The organism is Pseudoalteromonas sp. 23_GOM-1509m (assembly GCF_000518425.1).
Lineage (GTDB): Bacteria > Pseudomonadota > Gammaproteobacteria > Enterobacterales > Alteromonadaceae > Pseudoalteromonas > Pseudoalteromonas tetraodonis.
On the sequence record NZ_JADO01000009.1, the window covers coordinates 23,062 to 45,987 of the forward strand.

Sequence of the window (22,926 nt, forward strand, 5' to 3'; positions counted from 1 at the left end):
AGTTATCCCCCTTTGCAGAAGAAACTTTTTGTTAACAATTGTACTGAAACTAAAAAACCGTGAAATATTACATTCCACGGTTTAATCACCTTTTAAGGTGTGCTGTTTTAGCTTAATTTACGCTTTTGCAACGACAGGTTTGTCTTTAAAATATTTGTATAAGCCAATTAATGAGGCTGCAATCCAAAATATTTCAATCACAAAGCTTGCTAAGTTAAAGTTATAACAAAGGCTAATAAGTAACAAAATAGCGCCACTTAAATTCATTAAGTTATACGTTAAACTTTTAGGTGAAACTTTATTTAGTTGCAGCAAAAAAAATGAACCAACCACTAAAAAAGTGCCACTCATACCTACAATATCAAATAAAAGTGCGATCACACGTCTATCCTTTTCCATTTTAAAACCCAACTGACTGGCCCAATCCATGGGGAGGGTTTTTTTCAATCATTGAAACAGCAAAACCAGCGAAGTTTACCAGTGCAAAAAAAGCAAACAAGGGCTTATGTCCGCCCCTCACTACTTTAGACTATAAACAAAACGTTTATTTAAACGTGACTTTACCACCAATCATTTTATAGGCAGGGGTCCCTCTTATAATTGTGGGGCGGGCAAAAGGTCGTTCACAGCCTGGGCATACGCATTCAGTATGGGTGTGATCTTGGGTTATTCTTTCTATAAAACATTTTACTAAAGCACCTTTGCCACCTTTACGGTATTTGAATAACGGTGCCTTACACGCAGAACAAAATATATCGACCGTTTTTGTAGGCCCTTTTTTATTGGGCTTAGCCATACTTCCTCAATGATTACTTTACGATTAGTTAATAGCATAATGCTATCACATCAGTGGTAGAAAATAATGAACGGCTGTTGCGCTAATACATTTTTTAAACAGTCGGTAGATAACTCTACTTTATAAACGATTAGCTTTAGGCTTTTATCGATAAACGGGTTAATTGAGCTGATAACACATTCATATTAAAAGGCTTTACGATAAACCCTGACACTTTAGCATTAATCGCTTTTTTGACAGTCGAAGAACTATCTTCACAGGTCACCATAAGTACAGGAAGGTTTTTCAGCTCGGCATCTTTTCTAATATTATCAAGTAAAGTAATGCCATCCATTTTAGGCATATGAAGATCTGTTATAACCAAATCAAACATTTGATTTTGCAGTATGTTTAATGCTTGAAGCCCATCTGTGGCTTCAACAATATCTTTATAATCTAACTGCCTTAACATATTAATTAATACATGACGCATTAACGGCATATCATCAACAACAAGTATTTTCATGCGTATGTTTTACCAAAATAGCTGCGAGCAAATTTTCATTAAAACAAAGTAAAGGCGACACGCCAATCTAAAAGGTATTAACAAAAACGTGTTATGTGTAGTAACAACATTAGTTAATAATACCTATTGCCGCAAGTAATCAGATGGATACTTATATCCCCTTATTTTAGCTAAACAAAAGTTTAAAAAACTGCAAACGAAGCTTGAGTTATATGTGCTAAGCTTTTTGCACTTAGTGTTACTTCTAACCCTCGTTTTCCGGCACTAACATATATCATTTCAAAATCTAACGCACTGGAGTGTATGTATGTTTTTAGCCGTTTTTTTTGGCCAAGGGGGCTTACTCCTCCCAAAATATAACCGGTACTCGCCTGCACTTTTTGTGGGTCTGCCATCATCACTTTTTTTACTGCACAAAGCTTCGCAAGCTGTTTTAAATTAACCTGCTGAGTGACGGGAGTCACCGCTACAATAAGCTGTTGCTCTGAGGTTTCTAGCACTAAGGTTTTAAATACTTGGGCGCTATTTAGATTTAGCTTTTCAACCGCTTCAAGGCCGTAATTAGTATTGTTTATATCGTGCTCGTAACTGAGTATGTCAAACTTAATATTGCTTTTTTTTAGCTGCTCTATAGCGGGGGTCATCTGATAAAGTCCAAAATAAATTTCCCTAATAATTTAGCACATTAAACATAAAAAAACGGCGCTAAAAAAGCGCCGTTTTTACTAGGGTCTATTGATCCGACTAATTACTTAGTTAAGTCATCAAAAAACTTTTTAACCCCATCAAAAAAGCCTTGCTCTTTAGGGCGGTTTTTTGAGCTGTCTTTGCCCATACTTTCATCTAATTCTTTAAGTAAGTCACGTTGACGCTCGTTTAAATTAACTGGCGTTTCAATCACAACCTTACAAATTAAATCGCCTTGAGCGCCACTGCGTACTGACTTAACACCTTTGCCACGCATACGGAACATTTTGCCCGTTTGTGTTTCTGACGGTATTTTAAGCTTTGCACGCCCATCAAGCGTTGGCACTTCAATTTCACCGCCAAGGCCTGCGGTGGTAAAGCTTATTGGTACTTCACAATATAAATTATTAGCTTCACGAACAAATATTTTGTGTTCACGAACAGATACTTGCACATACAAGTCACCTGCTGGTGCACCATGCATGCCAGCTTCGCCTTCACCTGATAAGCGAATACGATCGCCAGTATCTACGCCTGCCGGGATTTTAACCGATAGCGTTTTAGTTTTTTCTACACGGCCTTGCCCATGACATTTATTACAAGGATCTGAAATGATCTGACCTTGTCCATGACACGTCGGACAGGTTTGCTGTACGGCAAAAAAGCCTTGGCGCATTTGTACTTGGCCTGCACCATGACAGGTTGTACATGTTTTTGGTTTAGAGCCCGCTTTAGCACCACTGCCATCACATGGTTCACAACTAACCCAAGTAGGCACTTTAATCTCAACGTCTTTACCACGAACCGCTTCTTCTAAGCTTAAGTCCATGTTGTAACGTAAATCTGAGCCACGTTGCTGGCGTGATTGACGTCGACCACCGCCGCCACCAAAAATATCACCAAATACGTCACCAAAAATATCACCAAAATCACCTTGGCCGCCGCCAAAGCCACCGTGACCACCGCCACCACCTTGTTCGAAGGCTGCATGGCCGTATTGGTCATACATTTGACGCTTTTGCGCATCAGTCAGTATTTCGTAAGCTTCTTTAACTTCCTTGAATTTAGTTTCAAGGTCTTTATCACCGGCGGTACGATCGGGGTGATATTTCATCGCTAAGCGTTTATACGCTTTTTTTATGTCTCGCTCACTCGCATCTTTGCTTACGCCGAGGACTTCGTAATAATCGCGTTTTGACATATCTATCACACTACTCTTTTCTATTTACAGCGTTAGCTGCTGGACAAACCGATAAATCATATCGATTTATCATTGAATTTTTAAAGCGTTTTATTCACTTCTCTTTACATGCAAAAGGCGCGTTAAGCTTTAGCCTACGCGCCTCATGTGTTCATCCTAACTCAAACACTTGATTTGGTCATGTGTTTTAAATTAGCGAGAAGCGTTAGCAACAATTACTTGTCGTCTTTAACTTCTTCGAACTCTGCATCAACAACATCGTCATCTTGTTTAGCTGACTGTTGTTGTTCACCAGCGTCACCACCAGCTTGTTGTGCTTTAGCTTGAGCGATTTCCATTAGCTTTTGAGACTTTTCAGCAAGCGCTTGCGTTTTCGCTTCAATCTCTGCTTTGTCGTCACTCTTAATTGCTGCTTCTAGGTCAACAACAGCCGCTTCAATCGCGTCTTTGTCTTCGCTTGGTAGAGCATCACCCGCTTCTTCAATTTGCTTACGTGTACCGTGAACAAGTGCATCAGCTTGGTTACGTGCAGCTACTAACTCTTCAAACTTTTTATCGTCTTCAGCGTGCGCTTCTGCATCACGAACCATTTTTTCAACTTCTTCATCGCTTAAGCCAGAAGATGCTTGAATAGTGATTTTTTGCTCTTTACCTGTATCTTTATCTTTTGCAGATACATGTAAGATACCATCGGCATCAACATCGAATGTTACTTCGATTTGTGGCGTACCACGTTGTGCTGGGCGAATGCCTTCTAGGTTAAATTGACCTAGCGATTTGTTATCACTTGAACGTTTACGCTCACCTTGTAACACATGAATGGTTACTGCAGATTGATTATCTTCTGCTGTTGAGAATGTTTGCGATTTCTTAGTAGGAATCGTGGTGTTTTTCTCAATCAGTGCTGTCATTACTGACCCCATCGTCTCAATACCTAGAGATAATGGTGATACGTCTAGTAATAGTACGTCTTTCACGTCACCTGCAAGTACACCACCTTGAATCGCAGCACCCACAGCTACCGCTTCATCAGGGTTAACGTCTTTACGTGGCTCTTTACCAAAGAACTCAGCAACTGTTCTTTGAACAAGTGGCATACGCGTTTGACCACCCACTAGAATGATATCGTTGATATCGTTCACAGACAGGTCAGCATCAGCTAGTGCGCGTTTAAGCGGTTCAATCGACTTAGTCACTAAGTCTTCAACCAGTGACTCAAGCTTAGCACGCGTTAATTTCACGTTCATGTGCTTAGGACCTGATGCATCAGCGGTTACGTACGGAAGGTTAACTTCTGTAGATTGTGCTGATGAAAGCTCAATTTTTGCTTTCTCTGCTGCTTCTTTAACACGTTGCATTGCAAGCGGATCATTTTGTAAATCGATACCTTGATCTTTCTTGAATTCAGCAACTAAGTAGTTGATTACACGGTTATCAAAATCTTCACCACCTAAGTGAGTGTCACCATTTGTCGCAAGTACTTCAAATGTGTGCTCGCCTTCAACTTCATCAATTTCAATGATTGATAAATCGAAAGTACCACCACCTAAGTCGTATACCGCTACTACGTTTTCGCCACGGTTTTTATCCATACCGTATGCAAGGGCTGCAGCTGTTGGCTCATTGATAATACGTTTTACTTCAAGACCCGCAATACGGCCCGCATCTTTTGTAGCTTGACGTTGTGAATCGTTAAAGTATGCCGGTACTGTGATTACCGCTTCAGTTACTTCTTCACCTAAGAAGTCTTCAGCCGTTTTCTTCATTTTTTTCAGTACTTCAGCAGAAATTTGTGGTGCAGCGCGTTTTTCACCGCCTGCTTCTACCCATGCATCGCCATTATCTGCTTTGATAATTTTGAAAGGCATGATGCCGATATCACGTTGTACTTCTTCGTCTTCAAAGCGACGACCAATTAAACGTTTGATTGCAAATAACGTGTTTGTTGGGTTAGTTACCGCTTGACGTTTTGCAGGTTGACCTACTAACGTTTCACCGTCTTGCGTATAAGCAATAATAGACGGGGTTGTGCGATCGCCTTCCGCATTTTCAATAACACGTGCTTTGTCACCATCAAGTACTGCAACACAAGAGTTAGTAGTACCTAAATCGATTCCAATAATTCTACCCATGAATCTTCTCCAACTTCTAAATTCGTTAATACATTCGATGACTAGTTAATAGGGATGCCACAAACTTAATTCAACTGTAAAAATGAAAAAAAACGCATTTTTTTTAATTTATTTACTAAATAACCCTAAAAAGAGTAGGGATTGCTCATTTTTTGTAATTTGGGAGCTTATTTATTGTCTGGTCTGATGAGTTTGGGTGTGATATAAATTCAGCAAATAACAGCAAAAGGACATTATTTGTGCACTTTGAACAATTATTAAAACAAGCAGCCCAAGCGAGTCAGGAAACTGACCCGTTAACCAATACCATGCAGTTTCCTGCTAACTGGTGCCAAGGTCGTACTGCTTTTGGTGGCCTCTCTGCTGCGCTACTTTATCAAGCAATGCGCAATAAAGTTGATTCATCAAGAAGACTGCTTTCTTTAAGTACAAACTTTGTAGGGCCATTATTGGCTGAAAAACCGTTTTCTTTATCGGTAGAAATATTACGTGAAGGTAAAAGCAGTACCCAAGTGCTCGCCAAAGCGATTCAAGATGATGCGGTGTGTGTCATCGTGCAGGCCTGTTTTGCAAAAAATCGTAACTCATCAATTAATGTGCCAGTATCAAAGTCGTTAACCTTACACCCTGTAAACGAAGGCCATTGTTTAGGCTTTGTACCTGGGAAAATGCCAGAATTTTTTCAGCATGTTGATTTATGCCCGCAACAAGGCGCCATGCCGTTTAGTAGTGCGCAAACCTCTCACCTTGGTGGTTGGATGCGATTTAAACACACGCCTGAAGAAATTACAGAAGCTCATGTTATTGCCCTTACCGACGCATGGCCGCCAACATTACTACAAATGTTTAAGCAACCTGCACCGGCTAGTAGCATGTCGTGGTATTTAGAATTTGTACAAGCGCCTAATTTAGTGCCAGGTGAATGGTTGGGTTTTGAAGCAATCACTCATCATTCAAAAGATGGCTATGGCTTAGAAGATGGCTGTATTTGGTCGCAATCCGGTGAGCTTATTGCACTCACCCGCCAAACGGTTGCCTTATTTGATTAATTAAAGAGCAGTGAAGTCGCGCTGGGTATATTGCTTATCTAAGTTAAGCATTATGGTGCGATATTCACCGCTTTGAATTATATTTGCTAAGCCTTTGTCAAACTGCTGTCTCAGCAAATCATTGTTAAAATACGCAGGCCTTGCCGCAGGTGGAAAAATAGCATGAATAACAAAATCTTTAGTGGCATTAGTTTTTTGATATTCCTTTAAATAGTGAAGAAATATTCGCCTATCGAGAATAATCGTATCAACCCACCCTGCCATTAAATGATGTATCTGCGCTTGTTGATTGAATACTTCTTCATAGCCTCTCAAGTTCTCTAAGTTGTGACCAAATTCTTTGGGTAAATAAGCAGGCGCATTTTGAAATGCTAAAACACTTTTAGTCGCCAGATCGTAAATACTATTAATAGTGAAGTTACTCTTTTTAAGACTCACCACCACATTCTCATAATTAACAACCGATTGGCTTCGATATATGCCAGCAATTAAAATACCCGAGTAATTTAATGCAATATCAACATGGCCTTGGTTCAATAAAGCATCTGCACGCTGATTTGACATGTAATGTACATCAACCTCATTTATGTCTTGATTGTTAAGTGCTGCCTTTACAATCTCGAGCTGAATACCTGAATCATTTTCACTTATTACATAAGGCGCAACAGTAGGGTTAGCCGCAATAATGACTCGTTGCTGCTTATTATCATTAACAAATGCAAAACTATCACCACATAAACACACTAAGGCCAATAAAAATACAACTTTCACTCTTTCACCTAATCCGTTTTTATTTTCAGTTATTGGGGTTACTTTTCTTTAGTAATTTAGCCGCAGCGTTTGTATTTAACTATTATTTATAGCAATATTTAAATTATTGAATTAATTATAAGCTAACATTTTGCAAACTGCCTGCCCAAGCTGTGATCTTATCATTGATATTCCCGAGATTAATGCCAAACAAGTGGCATTGTGCCCACGCTGTAGCCATAAAGTCCGCGGTATTAATATAAACCATGACACTGAAATAGTCGCACTGAGTTTAAGCGCATTATTAATGTTGCTCAGCAGTATGTTTTATCCGTTTATCTCTTTTAGTAGTAATGGCATTACCCAAACTATTACTCTGCCCGACGCAGCACGGATTTTATTTAACTATGATAGTGACTTACTCGGCCTATTTATTGATATCAGCATTATTATTCTGCCTATGAGTTTGCTGATTATTTTGATCCCTTTGCATTTAGGCGCACTCAAAGCACTGCCGCAAGCAGTTGCAAGAAAACTATTAAAATTCACTTTAACGCTAGAGCCTTGGATCATGTCAGAAATATTTCTGATTGGTGTTTTAGTTAGCATGGTAAAAATAATGTCATTGGCTGAGGTTAGCTTTGGTATCAGTTTTTTTGCTTATGTGGGATTTGTTATTTTTTATGTTAGTGCATTAACGCGTTTAAATCGTGCTAGGCTGTGGTCACAAGTAAGCCCTGCCACTACACTTCAAAATACTTCAAACGCTGAGCGGGCTATTGATGAGAATATAAAAGCCTGCCATGTTTGCCATCAACTGAGCGTTGAATCAATCTGTCCTCGTTGCCATAGTAAAACGTATTTAAGAAACCCCAACAGCGTACAAAAAGCGGCTGCATGGTTAGTTACTTCTCTGATTTGTTATATTCCTGCGAATTTACTGCCCATTATGTACACCATCAGCCTAGGGGATGAAACACCTGCAACCCTTATTTCGGGTGTTATTACGTTATGGAGTAGCGGCTCGTACCCTATTGCAATTATTATATTTTTTGCCAGTGTAGTGGTACCGTTAGCCAAAGCGCTTATTTTGAGCTTTTTGTGCTTTATGGTTACAAAACCCGCCAACCTGCATACAAAAGGTTACACAAAAGTGTATCAACTTACTGAATTTATAGGTAAATGGTCTATGATTGATGTGTTTGTTGTGGCTATATTAGTTGCACTGGTGCAGCTAGGAAACTTAATGTCGGTTACACCAGGTTTGGGCATCGTCTTTTTTACCGTTATGGTATTATGCCAAATGATGGCGGCACACGCATTTGACCCTCGCCTACTGTGGGACTCACCAAAAATAATAACGCAGAGAATAAAGCATGACTAAAACAGCTAACGTAGCACAAAAATCAAGTATTTCTGCAATTTGGATTATTCCTGTGGTTGCCTTATTTGTTGGTGTTTGGATGCTTTATCAGTATCAATTAAATAAAGGGCAAACAATCTACATCACTATGCCCCAAGCAGAGGGGATTATTGCTGGTAAAACAGAAATAAAAGTGCGAAGTGTTAAAATAGGTCAAATTGATCACGTCCGCCTTTCTGACAGCCAAGACAGTGTAATTGCCCGAGCACAAATAGATAAAAACTATGATAATTTACTCACCGAAGATGCCAGTATTTGGGTAGTAAAGCCACGCATTGATGAAACTGGGATCAGTGGTATGAGTACCCTACTTTCAGGGGTTTATTTAGAGTTTTCACCGGGAGAAAGTAGCCAACTTAAAAAACGCTTTACCCTGCAAGAAGAGCCCGCATTAATTGGTAAAGATGTTCAAGGTGGACGCTTTAAGTTACTCAGTTACAATGCTGAGGTACTTGATGTGAGTACTGGTATATTTTTTAAAAACTACAAAATAGGCCAAATAGAAACCGCCACCTTTGATTGGAAAAACCAAGCAATGCAATACGGTATTTTTATTAAAGCCCCCTATGAGAACCTGATCACTTTAAACTCTATTTTTTGGGTTAACTCAGGTATTGAGATAGATCTTTCTGCTGATGGCATAAATATTAATACTGGTTCACTAAGCAAATTATTAAAAGGCGGTATTTCTGTTGGCTTACCTGATCAGCAAGCCCCTGGTGATTTAGCACAAGATGGCCATAGCTTTTCTTTGAGTCAAAGTTATAATCAAGCTTTAGAAGAGCGTTTTTATGATTTTGATTATTACCTTATTGAATTCGAACAATCGATTAGAGGACTCCGTGTTGGTGCGCCAGTTGAGTATAGAGGTACTCGCGTCGGCACAGTGGTTGAAGCGCCCGCCAATGTAATTATAGATGGGAAACCGGCTCATTTTCGCGCTAAAAATACCGCAGTTCCGGTATTGATAAAAGTAGAATATGGTCGTTTATACCATATCACCTCGGTAGCAAAAGAATATTGGGAAACAAGCGTTAACGAGTGGATTGAAAACGGCATGAGAGCGTCACTTAAACCGGGTAATTTGCTAACCGGTGCAGTTTACGTCGATTTTGACTTTTATACCGACACCCCAAAAAGCGAGCTTAAAAAACTTGCTCAATACGATGTGTTTCCTAGTGTATCGAGCGGTATAACGGTGCTTGCCGATCAAGTATCGGATGTACTTAATAAAGTGAATAATTTAAAAATTGAAGACAGTTTAGCCAAAATGCAAACTACGTTTAGCGAGTATCAAGCTCTGGCAAGTGAGATGCGCACGTTATTAAATAAGCCCGATACACAAAATTTACCGGGCGACTTTAATCGTAATCTCGAAAAAATAACTAAAAGTATGGAACAATTTGAAATAACCATGCGCCAGTTTGACAAAACCATGGCAAGCTATCAAGCAGGCTCTCAAATGCACTATCAACTTGAGCAAACACTGCTACAAATTAAGCGTTTAACAGAAGAGTTTCAGCCTCTTACTCGTGGCTTAAACGAGCAACCTAATATGCTCATTTTTGACAAATCACTACCTAAAGATCCACAACCGAGGAAGCAATAATGAAAGCACTATTTTTACTTTTAACGGGTGTGATCTTTATCAGTGGTTGCAGCTCTGCTATTCAAACAACAATTCAGTATTACCAATTTGAGCAGCCCATTAATGACTCTTCGCGAAATGTGCAAGATACACAGGCACAACTGCGCGTGCAAACAGTTACCCTAAGAGGCGCATTGAATAACCGGGGTATTGCTATGAAAGTAGATAGTAATCAAATCCATGCTGCTAATTATCATCTATGGGGTGAGTCGCCAGATGTTATGCTCAGTGCCAGCGCGCAGCAAACATTATTTAATACCATGACAAACTGGATGGTTATTAAAGGCTTACCCGTTATTACTGACCAACAGCAACAAACATTTTACGAATTAGAATACGAACTACACCACTTTAACGGTGATCTGCAAGGTAATGCAGATATTTCAGGGCTATGGCGTTTATACTACACTCACCCAGAATCGGGTAGGCGTTTACTAAGCATCCATAATTTCTCATCTGTTATGCCAATCGATGATGATGGCTATGATTCATTGGTGGCTACTCTTGAAAAAATGTGGCAACAAATCAACATCCTTGCGGCGAAAGAAATTGAAAAAGCGCGAATTTAATTTCACTCTGTATTAAGTAAATATACATCTACCGCAATGTTAGTGCTTTCTATGATCACTTGACCTTGGGTTTTAAAACCGAGCTTTTGTAATACATTTTTTGATGCACGGTTATCACAGCGGGCGATCGCCGTAACCTGGTTAATCCCCAAGTTTTGTCTATGGTTTAGCAAGGTATTTGCCGCCTCAAAAATATAGCCCTTTTTTTCAAAACCGTCTTTTAGCGCAAACCCTAAATCGGGATATTGCAGAACAGCTCGCTGATAAAACCCAACAATACCAACTAGTGTTTCATCATGTAATGCGATTATATAAGGCCCAAAGCCATGCTGCTTATGGGCAGATATAAAACTGTCTTTGATGTATTTTTTAGCGTCGCCTAAAGTATAAATACCTTTATCACCAATGTATTTGGTGAAATTAGCCTGATTAACCAACTTAAGTAACTCCGCCGCATCTGCTATTTGTGCGAAGCGTATGTGTAAGCGCTCTGTTGTAAAAGCAATATTCAAAATAACTCCTGATAATATTTGTCACGACCCGATATTTTTTTATTGACTGAAATAAAAAAGAAGATTACTTTTGCGCCGATGTTTTTAAAGGCACAACAATAGCGGCATGCATTCCTTGCTCCGTCTGGCGCCAAAGCCAACGCGTTTCACTAAAACTATTAATTTAACATAATTTTTTAAGTGCCCTTCACGCGTGCAAAAGCAGTGACTTGGAAAATGATTTAACAACAAACTTATCATCTTCTTTGTTTTTGTATAAGCAGTTTACTTTTTAAATCTGCTTTTAATTTTGTGATCTTATAAATGCTTGAACCTTCTGCGTTAACTCTACTGCCGCCTGTGGTAGTGGTTGTATTGGCTGTTGTTTTACGCCGCCCTATTTTATCGTTACTGATTGGTGCATTAGTTGGCCTTGTTTTAGCTGACCCTAGCAAAGTTCTCTCAAATTTTGCCAGCACATCACTCAAAGTAATGACAGATGAAACCATTGGTTGGTTAATACTTGTGTGTGGCGGCTTTGGTGCGCTTATTGCCTTATTAGTGCGCACTGGAGGGGCTTCTGCGTTTGGTAGTTTGGCTTTAAAGTACACCCGAGGTAAACGATCCTCCTTATTTATGACCTTTTGTTTGGGTGTCGTGATATTTATTGACGATTATTTAAACGCGCTTACCGTGGGTGAAACCATGAAGCGGATCACCGACAAATTTAAAGTGAGTCGTGAAATGCTCGCTTACGTTGTTGATTCAACGGCAGCGCCTATTTGTGTACTCGTCCCTTTGTCAACGTGGGCTGTATTTTTTGGTGGCCTGTTAGTCGATAACGGCATTGCAGAAGAAGGCAAAGGCATTGCCGTTTATATTCAAGCCATTCCGTACATGTTTTATGCCTGGTTTGCGGTGTTGACTGTGGTGCTGGTTATTGCCGGCGTGATCCCTACTTTTGGCCCCATGAAAAAAGCCGAGCAACAGGCGCTAACTCACGCTCCTACTTTAGAGCCTGCGATTTATACTCAAGTACAAACCGCCGATGAATATGCAGTAAAAGCAGCGGAAGAACACTTTGAAGATGCGGATCCTAAAGGTAAGTTATATAACTTTTTGTTGCCGATTATTTTATTAGTCGCATTTACCGTATATTTTGAAATAGATGTGTACAAAGGTCTATTAGCGACAATGGCTGTCACTTTGCCATTTTATGCGTTACAAAAATTAATGAGCTTTAGCGAAATGATTGAGCGTATGCTGGATGGTTTTAAAAGTATGATCCCCGCAATTGGAACCGTGATTGCCGCCTTTATTTTTAAAGATGTATGCGACTTAATTGGCTTGCCACAATTTGTGATTGGCAGCTTAAGCCCGTATATGACCGCTGGCTATTTACCTGCGGTGGTATTTATTGCGATGTCGATATTAGCGTTTGCGACGGGTTCAAGTTGGGGGATTTTTGCGGTTTCAATTCCTATTGTCATGCCCCTTGCGACGGCGGTTGATGCAAATATTCCATTGGTGATTGGCGCATTGCTTTCAGCGTCTTCATTTGGTAGCCAAGCCTGTTTTTACTCTGATTCAACCGTACTAGCAGCACAAGGCTCTGGCTGTAATTTGATCAGTCATGCTGTAACGCAATTACCTTATACCTTAATTGCTGCAGGCTTTGCCATCATTGGCTTTTTACTTATGGCCTAACATGGCAATGGTAGCCATTTTACTAAAACCATAATTAACGCCGTTAAAACAAAACCCAGTCAACAATGGCTGGGTTTTGTTTGGTTTTTGAGTAATTTCAACTTACTTTTGCAATTTTATATCGCTGTAGTAAGCATCTAAACTCGTCACTTTAGTTTGGTTTGGCAAATCAGCAAACTCGCTATCACTAAACTTACTGCCACGTAATTGCACATTTAAGCGTGCTGCTTGTGGATTTAACATGGTTTGCTGGTAGTAGTCTTTAATATCAGCAAGGGTGACCTTTTCTACTTCGGCAATTAGCTTTTGTTTTGAATCAAAATCAAAGTTTTCACGGTACCAATCGTTAATCAATGGACTCATTTCGTCGCTTAAATTCTTTGGCTGTTCTTTTAACGAGACCAACGTTGCATTTTTAAGCTGTGCAAATGTCTCTTCACTCATGGCATTAAGCTCTAAAGCGTACTCTTTTTTGAACTTATCAAAGCGTACTTGAATTTCTTTTGGTCCTTTAACCGGTGTTTGAATAAACAAACCAATACCAGAGTAATCCTCAATAGGACGCGCTAATGCCCCTACCGCATAAGCTAGTTGCTCTTCGGTACGCATTTTGTCAAACGCGATTGTTCTAAAGTGCCCTTGTAAAACCGCCGCCTGCGCTTTTTGTTTATAACCTGGCGTTGGGTGAATGGTCATATCGACAACGGCTACATCGGCTACATCAATATCTTTGTGTAATACGCGCGCTTCACCTTGTTGTGGTAACCAGGCTTTACTGCGAGCAAACTCAGATTTTGTATGATTATTTGGTAAAATAGCCGTTAATTCAGCAGCAATGGCATCAATATCTTTTTGGTTATAGTTGCCATAGCTAAATACGCGTAAGTTATTATTCGCTAATGTGCTTTGCTTTAATGCTTGTAAATCAGCGAGTGTCAGTGATTGAGCTGCCTTAATAAGCGCGTCAGTATCAAAACTACCGGTTCGAGTCAGTTTTGAATATTCACTAAACGCTTGTGCATACGGGAACTGTTTTTGCTGATTGAGTAAATCACGTTGATAACGGTCAATCGCTTGATTAAATGCTTGCGCTGAAATTTTATCGTCAAATCCAGCTAACGCTTGTTTAAGTAAGGTATCTTGTTTATCGGTAAAACCACTTAATGATAAAACTAAGCCATTGCTTGAGCTTAAATTAACATTCATACCGGCAATAGCCGCTTCGGTTCGTAGCTGACTTAATTGAGTGTTATATAAATCTGCCCACACAGAATAAAGGACGGTTGAATTAATATCACGCAACCCTGTTTGTGTGTTGATATACACCTCAACTAAACCTTTGGGTTGCTCTGCAAACTGCTGGCTTGCTTGGCGCCAAATTTTTACACCGTTTTTATCATAACTAAGTTCTGGGTGTTTTTGCTCTTTAAAGGCCTGCGTTTTAATTGCAAAACTCTCTGGCAGTAAGTTGTTAACACTTGGTAAGGCTAAATTAAATTCACTTGGTTTTTCCCAGCTGGCAATTTCTGCGTCGCTAATATCACTAATTCGGTATTTACCATCATAAAAATGTAATTGTGAATCAGTATCTTCTTGTTGAGAAATATACCAAACACGTAAGGTATCTGCGTTAAGTTGTTTTAGTACATTATTAACCGCATCAGCATCAAACTTAGCGTAGTAGTATGGTGCGTTTATCGCGTGATTTAACGGGTAATCTTGCATGCTTTGAGTCAGCGCACTGACGTAGTTAAACTCATCACCTTTTTCTAAAAATTTAAACTGATTATTTAAAGAGGTGCGAATTTCATTAAAGTACTTACTATTAACACCTTCACGTTTAATTAAATCAATATATTGCATAATAGTCGCAACAATGGCTTCGCGGTTTTTCATGCCCTCATCAGTCAGCTCTATGTTCACATTTAAAGAGCCATAGTTACCATATTGATTTGGTGAAGCAGACGCTGATAACTGCGATACCCAGCCTTTATCACGTAATATTTGTGCTGGGCTACCTGGCATTTCATTGCTAAGTAAATAGGCAACAAAACGATTAGGTTTTACTGCAAATTCAGTTTGATTATTAGTGATTGTAAAGTCGAGCTGTAATTGTTTAACGTCTTCGTTTGGCGAGTAAAAAACACGTTTACCACCGGCATTATCAAAATCTAGCTTGGCTGATACTTTTGGCTTTTCAATATTTTTATTTTTAATATCAGCGAAGTATTTTTCTGCTTTTTTCTGCATTTCTTCAAGCGGTAAATTAGAAATTAACGCCACTTTCATAATATTTGATGAATAATATTTATTATAAAAATCAACAGTTTCTTTGTGTAATGAACTATCAGCTTTATCGCCTAACGTTTCAAGGTTACCAATTAAGAATCGATTAGCTGGGTGTTCACCCATCATTTTACGTGCAAGTTTAAATTGGCCAAAAAAGTCCATTTCACGACGCATTGACCACTCAGCATTCACTGCGTTTTTTTCTTTTTCTGTGTATTCTGGGTAAAGCTTAGGGGCTTTAAAAAAGTCTGAAAAGCGGTCTAAGCCTTCATCAAACGCATCGTTATTAATTTTAAACATGTAGTTTGTAATATCGAGCCACGTATAGGCATTATGCGCTCCGCCGTTTTTAGTCATAAAATCAGAGTACCCTTTAGTGTCAGGGTAGCGCTCAGTGCCTAAAAACAACATATGTTCTAAATAATGCGCCATACCTTGCTGGCTCATTGGGTCGTGCAGCAGGCCGACGCCGACACTCAATGAAGCAGCCGATTTTTCTGCGCTTGGATCAGAAACTAAAATCACTTCAATATCATTGGCAAGTGTTAGTGTTTTATATTCACGGTTATCGTTAGGACTGACAACAAGCGTTGGTGATAAAAGTGACGTTTGTGGTGATTGAGTAAGTGTGGCGGTATTCGAACAACCGCTTAATATTGCCAGTGCAATTGCACTTAAGCCGATGATGTGTTTCATTTTAGTTATATCCATTGCTGTTAAATATGGGCTTAGTGTTATAAAAAGACTAAATCACTTATAAACTACCATTATCAATTAATACTATGCTACTAATTAGCACTTAATTGTGTAACACATTGTGAATAGTTAATATAAATAATAAGGTAAGTTATGGAAAAGATAATAATAATAGCCATGTTCGTTCAGGTAACACTTTCATTAGTTGTGATGGTAATAATGGGAAAACGACGTTTTGCGGCGGCTAAAAACAAACACATACAGTTAAGTGACTTTGCTGCTATGCGACTTGATAATGCGGGCGATCATGTCAGAGTCGCTGATCGTAATTTTAGCAATCAATTTGAAATACCTGTGCTTTTTTATGCGGGATGTTTGCTTGCTTTACAGCTTAATATGGCGAGTGTCCCTATTGCAGTATTGGCGTGTATATTTGTAGCGACACGCATTATTCATAGCCTCATTCACCTTGGTAGTAATCATTTAAGAGCCCGTTTTAGAGTATTTTTGCTAGGCTGCTTAGCTGTGTTTGTAATGTGGGTAATGTTACTGGTGAGCGTACTTTACAACTAGGGTCTGATGACCTTTCAAGGTTAAATTTGCAGCAGTCTGTTTGGTATTTAGGCAAGGCAGAGCCTATGTGGTGTGGTTATTCCCCATAAATAGGCGATAACGCAGCATCAATACCAAACAGACGCTGCCCGAAGAGTTCTGCCTAAGGGCGATTTACTCTTTGTTGCCTACATGGATGTAGGTAAGGGGCGTGAGCAGGACGCGGAAGCTTTGCTCGGTTTTTACTTAGCCCACTAGGTTACAAACCTCGCGCCGCGATTAAACCGCCCCTAGTTTGAACAAATTGTAATCCGCAAAGATCAACAGACCCTAACTAAAAAAACGGCGGCTATGATAAGTCGCCGTTATTTTTACGGCTTATTTAGTGCGTTTTAACCTAGGTGCTACAAGCAATAGTGCGCCTAATAACCATGCCATACTGCCACTAGAGTCTGAACTTTGTGGTGGTGTCACTTCTACGTTATCAATTAATGTATTCTCTTTAGGTGTTAAATTTTGTGCTGAATTAGGATCGTCATCAAGCACAACCACCGTTTGTATTGATACTAAGTTTTGATTACTAATAACCACATTTTCATCTGAACATTGCTCTTTAGTAATACCAACCAATGGTACCTCTGCACAATGAACTAAGGCCGCTATTTTATCTAAAGTTTCTTGGCTTTGTGCTGTTATTTGTCCGAAAACGGTAAACCCACCATTTTGTAAATCTAAGTTTTGGCTGTTATCACTCATATTAAAAAACCATTGGCTAGTGGCGCTGTTTTCGTTGCCGCCCTGCTTTGCCATGGCAATTGTGCCTTTTACATTTGAGTAAACAGGTTCGTTAATAACCGCTGGCTTGGTTGTAATGGGATCCATTTTGTCAGAAAAAGTAAAACCTCCTCCTTGAATGACAAACTTATCAACAGAGCGGTGTATTACTGTTTGGTTATACGCTGCATCATTAACATAACTTAGGAAGTTTTCTACTGTTTTAGGTGTTTGTTGATCAAACAAGTTAATTTCTATCGTTCCTTGGCTCGTTTGCATTTCGACTATGGTTGCTGCGCTTGAAAAGCTCGCTGCAGTTAAAATTGACGCTAAGATAAGCTTCTTCATTATTATTCCTATTTTTTATTGTCATTAGGCGTCATAGAGTAGTGTTATTCATTTTATAAATCGATACATAAGCACTTAACGCTACAATTCATATCAAAGTAATTACACTGCAGTTACAACTGTTTACATTTTAATTTTAAACACGTGATGGAGAGTTAATTGTCTGAGTGCCTTGGTGTACATCACGGTGACTCTTTTTTAATTAACTTTAAGCCTAGCAAGGTACTTAAAAAGCCCCTTATCAATCACTCTTTTTTTGTTATTATCAGCCTACACAGTGATAGGAGTAAATATAATGGCAAACAACACGACTATTTGTGACTTTGGGCTACACCAAGGTGAACCATACACTCAAGTTCCCGTCAGCTTTTTGAAATGGATGATTGATGTAAATCATCAAAAATCTCAATACGCACATGATGAGCTCGCACGCAGAAAACGGGTTGTAGAGCAGCAACGTGAAGTCTCATTGGCTGAAAAATATGAATAAGTGCGTTTTTTTAACCTCGAACTAGTTTAAACTAGCCGCCTACTATACTGAGTTTTGTTAATCGATAGGTATTTTATGCGTACTCTTGTTTTTCTCATTTTATTTCTTGGTTTATATGGCTGTGCCAGTGACTCTGTCAATAAACCTGCAGCACACTATTTAACTGTTCTTCATACCAATGATAATCATGGTCGCTTTTGGCATAATGAAAAAGGCGAATATGGTATGGCTGCGCGTAAAACCCTAATCGACCAGCTAAGAGCCGATGCAAAAGCACAAGGGCATCAGGTTTTATTATTATCAGGTGGCGATATTAATACCGGGATTCCTGAATCAGATCTACAATTTGCTGAGCCCGATTTCAAAGGCATGTCGAAAATTGGCTATGACGCAATGGCACTAGGTAACCACGAGTTTGATAATCCATTAAGTGTATTAAGACAGCAACAGCAATGGGCTAATTTCCCTCTTTTATCAGCTAATATCTTTGATAAACAAACTAATGAAACTATCTTTGAACGTTATAAAATATTCAACAAAGGCGGCTTAACCATTGCTGTAATTGGGTTAACAACGACAGACACCGCTAAAATTGGTAACCCGCAATACATTGGCCACTTAGATTTTAAAGATCCGGTTGAAATAACCGCCTCACTTACCCAAACATTAAAAGCAAAATACAATCCTGACATTACCATTGCGGTAACGCACATGGGGCATTATGTAGATGCCAATTATGGAATAAATGCTCCAGGTGATGTTACGCTTGCCCGCTCTTTAGATAAAAATGCCCTTGATATGATTATTGGTGGCCATTCCCAAGAGCCAGTGTGTATGGCTGCAGAAAATGTCACAGATGAGAATTTTAAGCCAGGTTTAGCCTGTAAACCTGATCGACAAAATGGAACCTGGATAATGCAAGCCCATGAATGGGGTAAGTATGTGGGTAAAGCGGAGTTTAAATTAGAAAACGGTCAATTATCACTGCTAAGTTATCAATTATTGCCCGTTAATTTATACGTAGATAAAAAGCAAAAAGACGGTAGCGTAAAATCCGTACTTGCTGCAAATTACATTAAACCAGATCCAGCGCTACAAACCTTTTTAGCGGCGTACCAACAAAAAGGGGCAAAACAAATTGAAGGTAAAATTGGCTTTGTGAATGACAGACTCGAGGGTGATCGTAACAAAGTACGCTTTGAGCAAACTAACCTTGCTCGCGTTATTATTCAAGCGCAAATGAATACCGTAGGTGCCGATTTTGGCATTATCAGTGGTGGTGGTGTTCGCGATAGCATCAATGCGGGTGACGTGAGTTATAAAGACATACTCAAAGTACAGCCTTTTAAAAACCGTGTCGCCTATATCGATTTCAAAGGCAATGATATTTTAACCTATTTAAATGTCGTGACACGTTTTCCACCAGACTCTGGTGCCTATATGCAATATCACAACTTAGCCTTTGAACTTAAAGAGGATCAAGTAACTAACGTGTTCATCGCCGGCAAGCCGCTTGATATAAACAAAACATACCGCATGAGTATTAATGAATATAATGCTTCTGGTGGCGATAGTTACCCTAAAATTACTCACATGAAAGGATTCGTAAGCACCGATGAAACGGACGCTCAGGCATTAAAACGATTTTTTGCAGAGCACAGCCCTGTTGATGCACATGAGTTTGCACCTAAATAGTAATCTGTATTGAACAGTGATGAGTGTCATCGATATAGCAATGGCATCATTGATATAGCAATGGCACACATCATTCAGGTTTATATGATCACCAAGCTAATTTAGGCGCACTTAAGTCAAGCGCACTTCAACCCACAAACCTCTTACACTATATTTAAGTTGGTAGCTCTTTTAATCAGAGTTATGGTTAAGTAGCAAAGCACGATTACTTTCCTATTATTTCTATATTTCCTTGACCCACATTTGCTAACCCATAACTGTGCATTCGTGAGCGTGAGCCCTCTCCAAATGCTTTCGGTGGGTAGTATAATCCCTTTTGTTCAGGGCAATCGTTTAACACGTCATCCAGTGCCGCACGAATTTCACTTAATGTTTTCTCTAGACTGTTATTAAAGTTTGGACGTTTTCTTACTGTATGACCAAGCTCAACTAAACGATAGAAATACTTATTGGCAAGCTCTATCAATTCCTCGGGTACATTCTTGTTATGATTAAGCTTGATCTCTGGATTGTTAGTGCAATATTCCACAAGCGCTAAATAAAAACATAACGGTTTGTTTGCCAAAGCTACTTGGTGATCCAAAGAAACGCTACTCGATAAGGTTTTACTTTTTAAATCAATAATCAGGGTTAATGGTTTTGACTCTGTAGTATTTAATTCTGCGTGAATAACCTGCTTATCATCATTTTTGTTGATATAGGCTAATTTTATTAGGTATGTTAGTAATATGCTAAGAATAAAAAGCATCACATAAATAGCTACCACATCACCCGTAAAATACGGCTGCCTCAAAGACAAAACAATAAACACCACACCATTATTACTATTTAACTCTCGAATAAACTCTGTAGAAGTTTTTAAAGAAGCATCAAATTCATGTTGTGGCGTTATAGCTACAACCTCAATACCGGTACTATCAATAAAGGTGTTTAAGGTTTGAATATAATTAAGTAAAGCTGCTTTATTACCTGAGTGTTTGAGCAGCTCATTTGATAAATCTAACAAAGGTAAGTCTAAAGCGATTCGTTTTTCTATTTGTATTATTTGTAATTTATTTACTTGCTGTTGTTTTTGCATTGTCGAAATATAAAAAACAGACGAGAAAACCAAGAATAAAAAAATTGTGCATATTATCCATATTAACCTATTCATTACGACTCCCCTATAAAGGTAACGGGGTAACTGTTGCACTGCCAATATGGCTCAACATCTTGATAATATTGAAACGATTGTTCTTTAGACATACTCAATAAGTGAGACTGTACAGCACAGAGTAAATCAGTATTGTTATGCTGCATTTTTAAGTACCAACGGGTGCCTGCCACATTACTACTAATAGGCGTAATATAATTTTTTGAAAAACGCTGACTGTCACTTTCTCTCCAAAAAGAGGCAATAAGGTCTACTTCCCCGTTCGCCAATAATTCTCTCAACTCATTGTGTGAACTCGCATAGGTTATTTTTAGCTGAGCAATGTTTAGGCCTAGCTCTTTAAAGGCTTGTTTGGGTAAAATGTGTCCTGAGCGACTCGTTGGATAATCTAACAGACCGATTTTTTTATCTAAAAAATATTGTTTGCTGATCTTTGGTTTTTCTTTTGAAGAGATAAAAAACGCAGTGTAATCAGAAAAGCCAACCACAGGCTGATAGTTGTAAGTAGATTCAGCCTTAAACGCATCCATAATATTATTTTTCGCTAAAATTAAATCTGCAATACCTTTACCTACAAACTCTAAGCTATCAACGGTTCTATATCCCCAATAGCCAATGACAGAGCCATACTGTTTTGCCACTACTTTGTCGCCACAGAGATTTTGAGTAAGTAATTGAGCAACGTATTTTGAGGGGGTAAATACTATAAGTTGACTCTTATTAGCCGTTGCCGTTGTTTGACATGTCGTTGATGTCTCTATTATCACTGGGAATGTTATATCTTCTTCGCCCACAATAACTTGACCTGAAAACCAACTTAGCAACACAGCCAGAAACATAAATGTAACAACTGCTGTTTTATGCAACATTAACTTCTTAATATTCAAAAAACACCCGTTTAAATTAGAGTAATAGCTCATTTGAACAATTTTAATTACTTATTACAACAGGTAATTTTACCTGTCAAACCCAAGCCATTGAATAAAGACAATTTTAAACAAGAAAATATGAATATTATTGAGTCCTTTCTATCAACTAAAAAAATGAGGACAATTGACCTTATCAGCGTTTACAAAATAAATGTCACACTAACTAGGATGCTTCAATGTACAAAAATGTAAAATATTCGCTTTCTTTAACACTTTTAATTAGTGCAATATTTGCAAGCACAGATTGTAATGCTTGGGGCCAAAACGGGCATCGTGTAGTGGGTAAAATTGCAGAGTCACACATAAGCGAAACTACTAAGACTGCACTTATCCCCTATCTCAACGGCGAATCTTTAGCTCAGATTTCAACATGGCCTGACGAAATGCGATCTGCACCAGGTGACTTTTGGCAAAAAAAATCATCTCGTTGGCATTACATTAATGCTGATGACAACGCGACCTTTAGTTTTGACCACGACCACACTAAACACAAAGAATCAGTAACAAACATATTAGAAGGCATTCACTATTCAATTAAAGTATTGAAGGATGATAAATCAAGCCTTGCAGCAAAGCAGTTTAGTTTACGTTTTTTAGTGCACTTAGTCGGCGACAGCCATCAACCATTTCATGCAGGTAGAGCTGAAGATAGAGGCGGGAATCGCGTTAAGGTTTCTTTTTTTAACCAACAAACCAATCTTCATAGCTTATGGGATACCAAACTAGTTGAAAACGAAAACTTATCTTTTACTGAGTACGCTCAATTTATAAATACCAACAACAGCGAGCTAATTAGTGAATATTTACAAAGTACACCAACAAGCTGGCTTGAAGAGTCGCACAACTTAGCCCTAAAAATATATGAATCAACAGAAGAACAGATTAGCTACGACTATATCTACAACAACACCCCTATTGTGAAAACACGCTTGCAACAAGCGGGAATTCGCTTGGCTGGATTGTTAAATACATTATTTGATCCTGCTAACACGCAATCAAAAATGGCCTTAACACAGCAAACACAAAAATAAATTTAGTTTCT

General features: G+C 38.8%; 20 protein-coding genes and 1 pseudogene. 9 read left to right on the top strand and 12 right to left on the bottom strand.

Features of this window, described 5'->3' with window-relative positions; genetic code table 11:
• Window positions 1–117: 117 nt before the first annotated feature.
• The 6 genes from N523_RS0101985 to dnaK form a co-directional block, all read right to left on the bottom strand.
• Window positions 118–381 (bottom strand): CBU_0592 family membrane protein, encoded by a 264-nt coding sequence (locus N523_RS0101985; RefSeq protein WP_008112375.1) that lies wholly within the window; start codon window positions 379–381, stop codon window positions 118–120.
• 163 nt (window positions 382–544) lie between these two features.
• Window positions 545–796 carry a hypothetical protein gene (locus N523_RS19600; protein WP_013463170.1) on the bottom strand — a complete coding sequence of 84 codons (252 nt, stop codon included), beginning with the start codon at window positions 794–796 and terminating at the stop codon, window positions 545–547.
• A gap of 136 nt (window positions 797–932) precedes the next feature.
• Window positions 933–1,301, bottom strand: a complete 369-nt coding sequence (locus N523_RS0101995) for a response regulator (RefSeq protein ID WP_008112370.1) — start codon at window positions 1,299–1,301, stop codon at window positions 933–935.
• A gap of 182 nt (window positions 1,302–1,483) precedes the next feature.
• Window positions 1,484–1,945, bottom strand: a complete 462-nt coding sequence (ybaK, locus tag N523_RS0102000) for a Cys-tRNA(Pro) deacylase (protein ID WP_028834112.1) — start codon at window positions 1,943–1,945, stop codon at window positions 1,484–1,486.
• Between the two features lie 104 nt (window positions 1,946–2,049).
• The gene (gene dnaJ, locus N523_RS0102005) at window positions 2,050–3,189 is read right to left on the bottom strand and encodes a molecular chaperone DnaJ (protein WP_013463168.1); all 1,140 of its coding nucleotides are present in this window, start codon (window positions 3,187–3,189) and stop codon (window positions 2,050–2,052) included.
• Window positions 3,190–3,404: 215 nt separating this feature from the next.
• A complete protein-coding gene (dnaK, locus tag N523_RS0102010; protein ID WP_013463167.1) occupies window positions 3,405–5,321 on the bottom strand; it encodes a molecular chaperone DnaK in 1,917 nt (638 codons plus the stop codon).
• Between the two features lie 239 nt (window positions 5,322–5,560).
• Here dnaK and N523_RS0102015 point away from each other — a divergent pair, with 239 nt between their 5' ends.
• On the top strand, window positions 5,561–6,370 hold the full coding sequence (locus N523_RS0102015; RefSeq protein WP_008464384.1) for a thioesterase family protein: 810 nt from the start codon (window positions 5,561–5,563) through the stop codon (window positions 6,368–6,370).
• Here the strand turns inward: N523_RS0102015 and N523_RS0102020 are convergent, their stop codons facing one another.
• On the bottom strand, window positions 6,371–7,141 hold the full coding sequence (locus N523_RS0102020) for a substrate-binding periplasmic protein (protein WP_028834113.1): 771 nt from the start codon (window positions 7,139–7,141) through the stop codon (window positions 6,371–6,373). It abuts the gene before it with no gap.
• A 130-nt stretch (window positions 7,142–7,271) separates the two neighbouring features.
• Here N523_RS0102020 and N523_RS0102025 point away from each other — a divergent pair.
• The 3 genes and pseudogenes from N523_RS0102025 to N523_RS0102035 all read left to right on the top strand — a co-directional run bounded on the left by N523_RS0102025 (window position 7,272) and on the right by N523_RS0102035 (window position 10,760).
• Window positions 7,272–8,500, top strand: a pseudogene (locus N523_RS0102025) (PqiA/YebS family transporter subunit).
• Window positions 8,497–10,152, top strand: coding sequence for an intermembrane transport protein PqiB (pqiB, locus tag N523_RS0102030; RefSeq protein ID WP_028834115.1), 1,656 nt, complete (start codon window positions 8,497–8,499; stop codon window positions 10,150–10,152). Before N523_RS0102025 ends, pqiB begins: the two are co-directional and overlap by 4 nt.
• Window positions 10,152–10,760, top strand: coding sequence for a PqiC family protein (locus tag N523_RS0102035; protein WP_028834116.1), 609 nt, complete (start codon window positions 10,152–10,154; stop codon window positions 10,758–10,760). The genes pqiB and N523_RS0102035 overlap by 1 nt, the downstream gene beginning before the upstream one ends.
• A 2-nt stretch (window positions 10,761–10,762) precedes the next feature.
• Here the strand turns inward: N523_RS0102035 and N523_RS0102040 are convergent, their stop codons facing one another.
• Window positions 10,763–11,272: a GNAT family N-acetyltransferase gene (locus tag N523_RS0102040; RefSeq protein ID WP_028834117.1), complete on the bottom strand. Its 510-nt coding sequence runs from the start codon at window positions 11,270–11,272 to the stop codon at window positions 10,763–10,765.
• Window positions 11,273–11,575: 303 nt separating this feature from the next.
• On the opposite strand from N523_RS0102040, the gene N523_RS0102045 reads away from it, so the two are divergent.
• Window positions 11,576–12,958 carry a Na+/H+ antiporter NhaC family protein gene (locus N523_RS0102045; RefSeq protein ID WP_028834118.1) on the top strand — a complete coding sequence of 461 codons (1,383 nt, stop codon included), beginning with the start codon at window positions 11,576–11,578 and terminating at the stop codon, window positions 12,956–12,958.
• A 102-nt stretch (window positions 12,959–13,060) separates the two neighbouring features.
• Here N523_RS0102045 and N523_RS0102050 read toward each other — a convergent pair whose 3' ends face one another.
• Window positions 13,061–15,943, bottom strand: a complete 2,883-nt coding sequence (locus N523_RS0102050) for an insulinase family protein (protein WP_028834119.1) — start codon at window positions 15,941–15,943, stop codon at window positions 13,061–13,063.
• A gap of 153 nt (window positions 15,944–16,096) precedes the next feature.
• Here N523_RS0102050 and N523_RS0102055 point away from each other — a divergent pair, with 153 nt between their 5' ends.
• On the top strand, window positions 16,097–16,516 hold the full coding sequence (locus N523_RS0102055) for an MAPEG family protein (RefSeq protein WP_028834120.1): 420 nt from the start codon (window positions 16,097–16,099) through the stop codon (window positions 16,514–16,516).
• Window positions 16,517–16,873: 357 nt separating this feature from the next.
• Here the strand turns inward: N523_RS0102055 and N523_RS0102060 are convergent, their stop codons facing one another.
• Entirely contained in the window at window positions 16,874–17,617 is a 744-nt protein-coding gene (locus tag N523_RS0102060) for a peptidylprolyl isomerase (RefSeq protein ID WP_013463156.1), read from the bottom strand.
• 295 nt (window positions 17,618–17,912) lie between these two features.
• Between N523_RS0102060 and N523_RS0102065 the strand changes: the two genes are divergently transcribed.
• Both N523_RS0102065 and ushA read left to right on the top strand, forming a co-directional pair.
• On the top strand, window positions 17,913–18,107 hold the full coding sequence (locus tag N523_RS0102065) for a hypothetical protein (RefSeq protein WP_028834121.1): 195 nt from the start codon (window positions 17,913–17,915) through the stop codon (window positions 18,105–18,107).
• A 75-nt stretch (window positions 18,108–18,182) separates the two neighbouring features.
• On the top strand, window positions 18,183–19,802 hold the full coding sequence (gene ushA / locus N523_RS0102070; protein ID WP_028834122.1) for a bifunctional UDP-sugar hydrolase/5'-nucleotidase UshA: 1,620 nt from the start codon (window positions 18,183–18,185) through the stop codon (window positions 19,800–19,802).
• Window positions 19,803–20,007: 205 nt separating this feature from the next.
• Here the strand turns inward: ushA and N523_RS0102075 are convergent, their stop codons facing one another.
• Complete coding sequence (locus N523_RS0102075) at window positions 20,008–20,955, bottom strand: hypothetical protein (RefSeq protein WP_028834123.1); 948 nt, start codon at window positions 20,953–20,955, stop codon at window positions 20,008–20,010.
• Window positions 20,955–21,824, bottom strand: coding sequence for a hypothetical protein (locus tag N523_RS0102080; RefSeq protein WP_028834124.1), 870 nt, complete (start codon window positions 21,822–21,824; stop codon window positions 20,955–20,957). The genes N523_RS0102075 and N523_RS0102080 overlap by 1 nt, the downstream gene beginning before the upstream one ends.
• A 236-nt stretch (window positions 21,825–22,060) precedes the next feature.
• On the opposite strand from N523_RS0102080, the gene N523_RS0102085 reads away from it, so the two are divergent.
• Window positions 22,061–22,915: a S1/P1 nuclease gene (locus N523_RS0102085; protein WP_028834125.1), complete on the top strand. Its 855-nt coding sequence runs from the start codon at window positions 22,061–22,063 to the stop codon at window positions 22,913–22,915.
• Window positions 22,916–22,926: the final 11 nt, after the last annotated feature.

Excerpts from the sequence above, each read along its gene's own strand:
- N523_RS0102060 (WP_013463156.1), bottom strand. The coding sequence starts at position 17,617 with ATGAAGAAGCTTATCTTAGCGTCAATTTTAACTGCAGCGAGCTTTTCA.
- N523_RS0102075 (WP_028834123.1), bottom strand. The coding sequence starts at position 20,955 with ATGAATAGGTTAATATGGATAATATGCACAATTTTTTTATTCTTGGTT.
- ushA (WP_028834122.1), top strand. The coding sequence starts at position 18,183 with ATGCGTACTCTTGTTTTTCTCATTTTATTTCTTGGTTTATATGGCTGT.
- N523_RS0102055 (WP_028834120.1), top strand. The coding sequence starts at position 16,097 with ATGGAAAAGATAATAATAATAGCCATGTTCGTTCAGGTAACACTTTCA.
- N523_RS0102035 (WP_028834116.1), top strand. The coding sequence starts at position 10,152 with ATGAAAGCACTATTTTTACTTTTAACGGGTGTGATCTTTATCAGTGGT.
- N523_RS0102065 (WP_028834121.1), top strand. The coding sequence starts at position 17,913 with ATGGCAAACAACACGACTATTTGTGACTTTGGGCTACACCAAGGTGAA.
- N523_RS0102045 (WP_028834118.1), top strand. The coding sequence starts at position 11,576 with ATGCTTGAACCTTCTGCGTTAACTCTACTGCCGCCTGTGGTAGTGGTT.
- N523_RS0102085 (WP_028834125.1), top strand. The coding sequence starts at position 22,061 with ATGTACAAAAATGTAAAATATTCGCTTTCTTTAACACTTTTAATTAGT.
- N523_RS0101995 (WP_008112370.1), bottom strand. The coding sequence starts at position 1,301 with ATGAAAATACTTGTTGTTGATGATATGCCGTTAATGCGTCATGTATTA.
- pqiB (WP_028834115.1), top strand. The coding sequence starts at position 8,497 with ATGACTAAAACAGCTAACGTAGCACAAAAATCAAGTATTTCTGCAATT.
- N523_RS19600 (WP_013463170.1), bottom strand. The coding sequence starts at position 796 with ATGGCTAAGCCCAATAAAAAAGGGCCTACAAAAACGGTCGATATATTT.
- ybaK (WP_028834112.1), bottom strand. The coding sequence starts at position 1,945 with ATGACCCCCGCTATAGAGCAGCTAAAAAAAAGCAATATTAAGTTTGAC.
- dnaJ (WP_013463168.1), bottom strand. The coding sequence starts at position 3,189 with ATGTCAAAACGCGATTATTACGAAGTCCTCGGCGTAAGCAAAGATGCG.
- N523_RS0102080 (WP_028834124.1), bottom strand. The coding sequence starts at position 21,824 with ATGTTGCATAAAACAGCAGTTGTTACATTTATGTTTCTGGCTGTGTTG.
- dnaK (WP_013463167.1), bottom strand. The coding sequence starts at position 5,321 with ATGGGTAGAATTATTGGAATCGATTTAGGTACTACTAACTCTTGTGTT.
- N523_RS0102050 (WP_028834119.1), bottom strand. The coding sequence starts at position 15,943 with ATGAAACACATCATCGGCTTAAGTGCAATTGCACTGGCAATATTAAGC.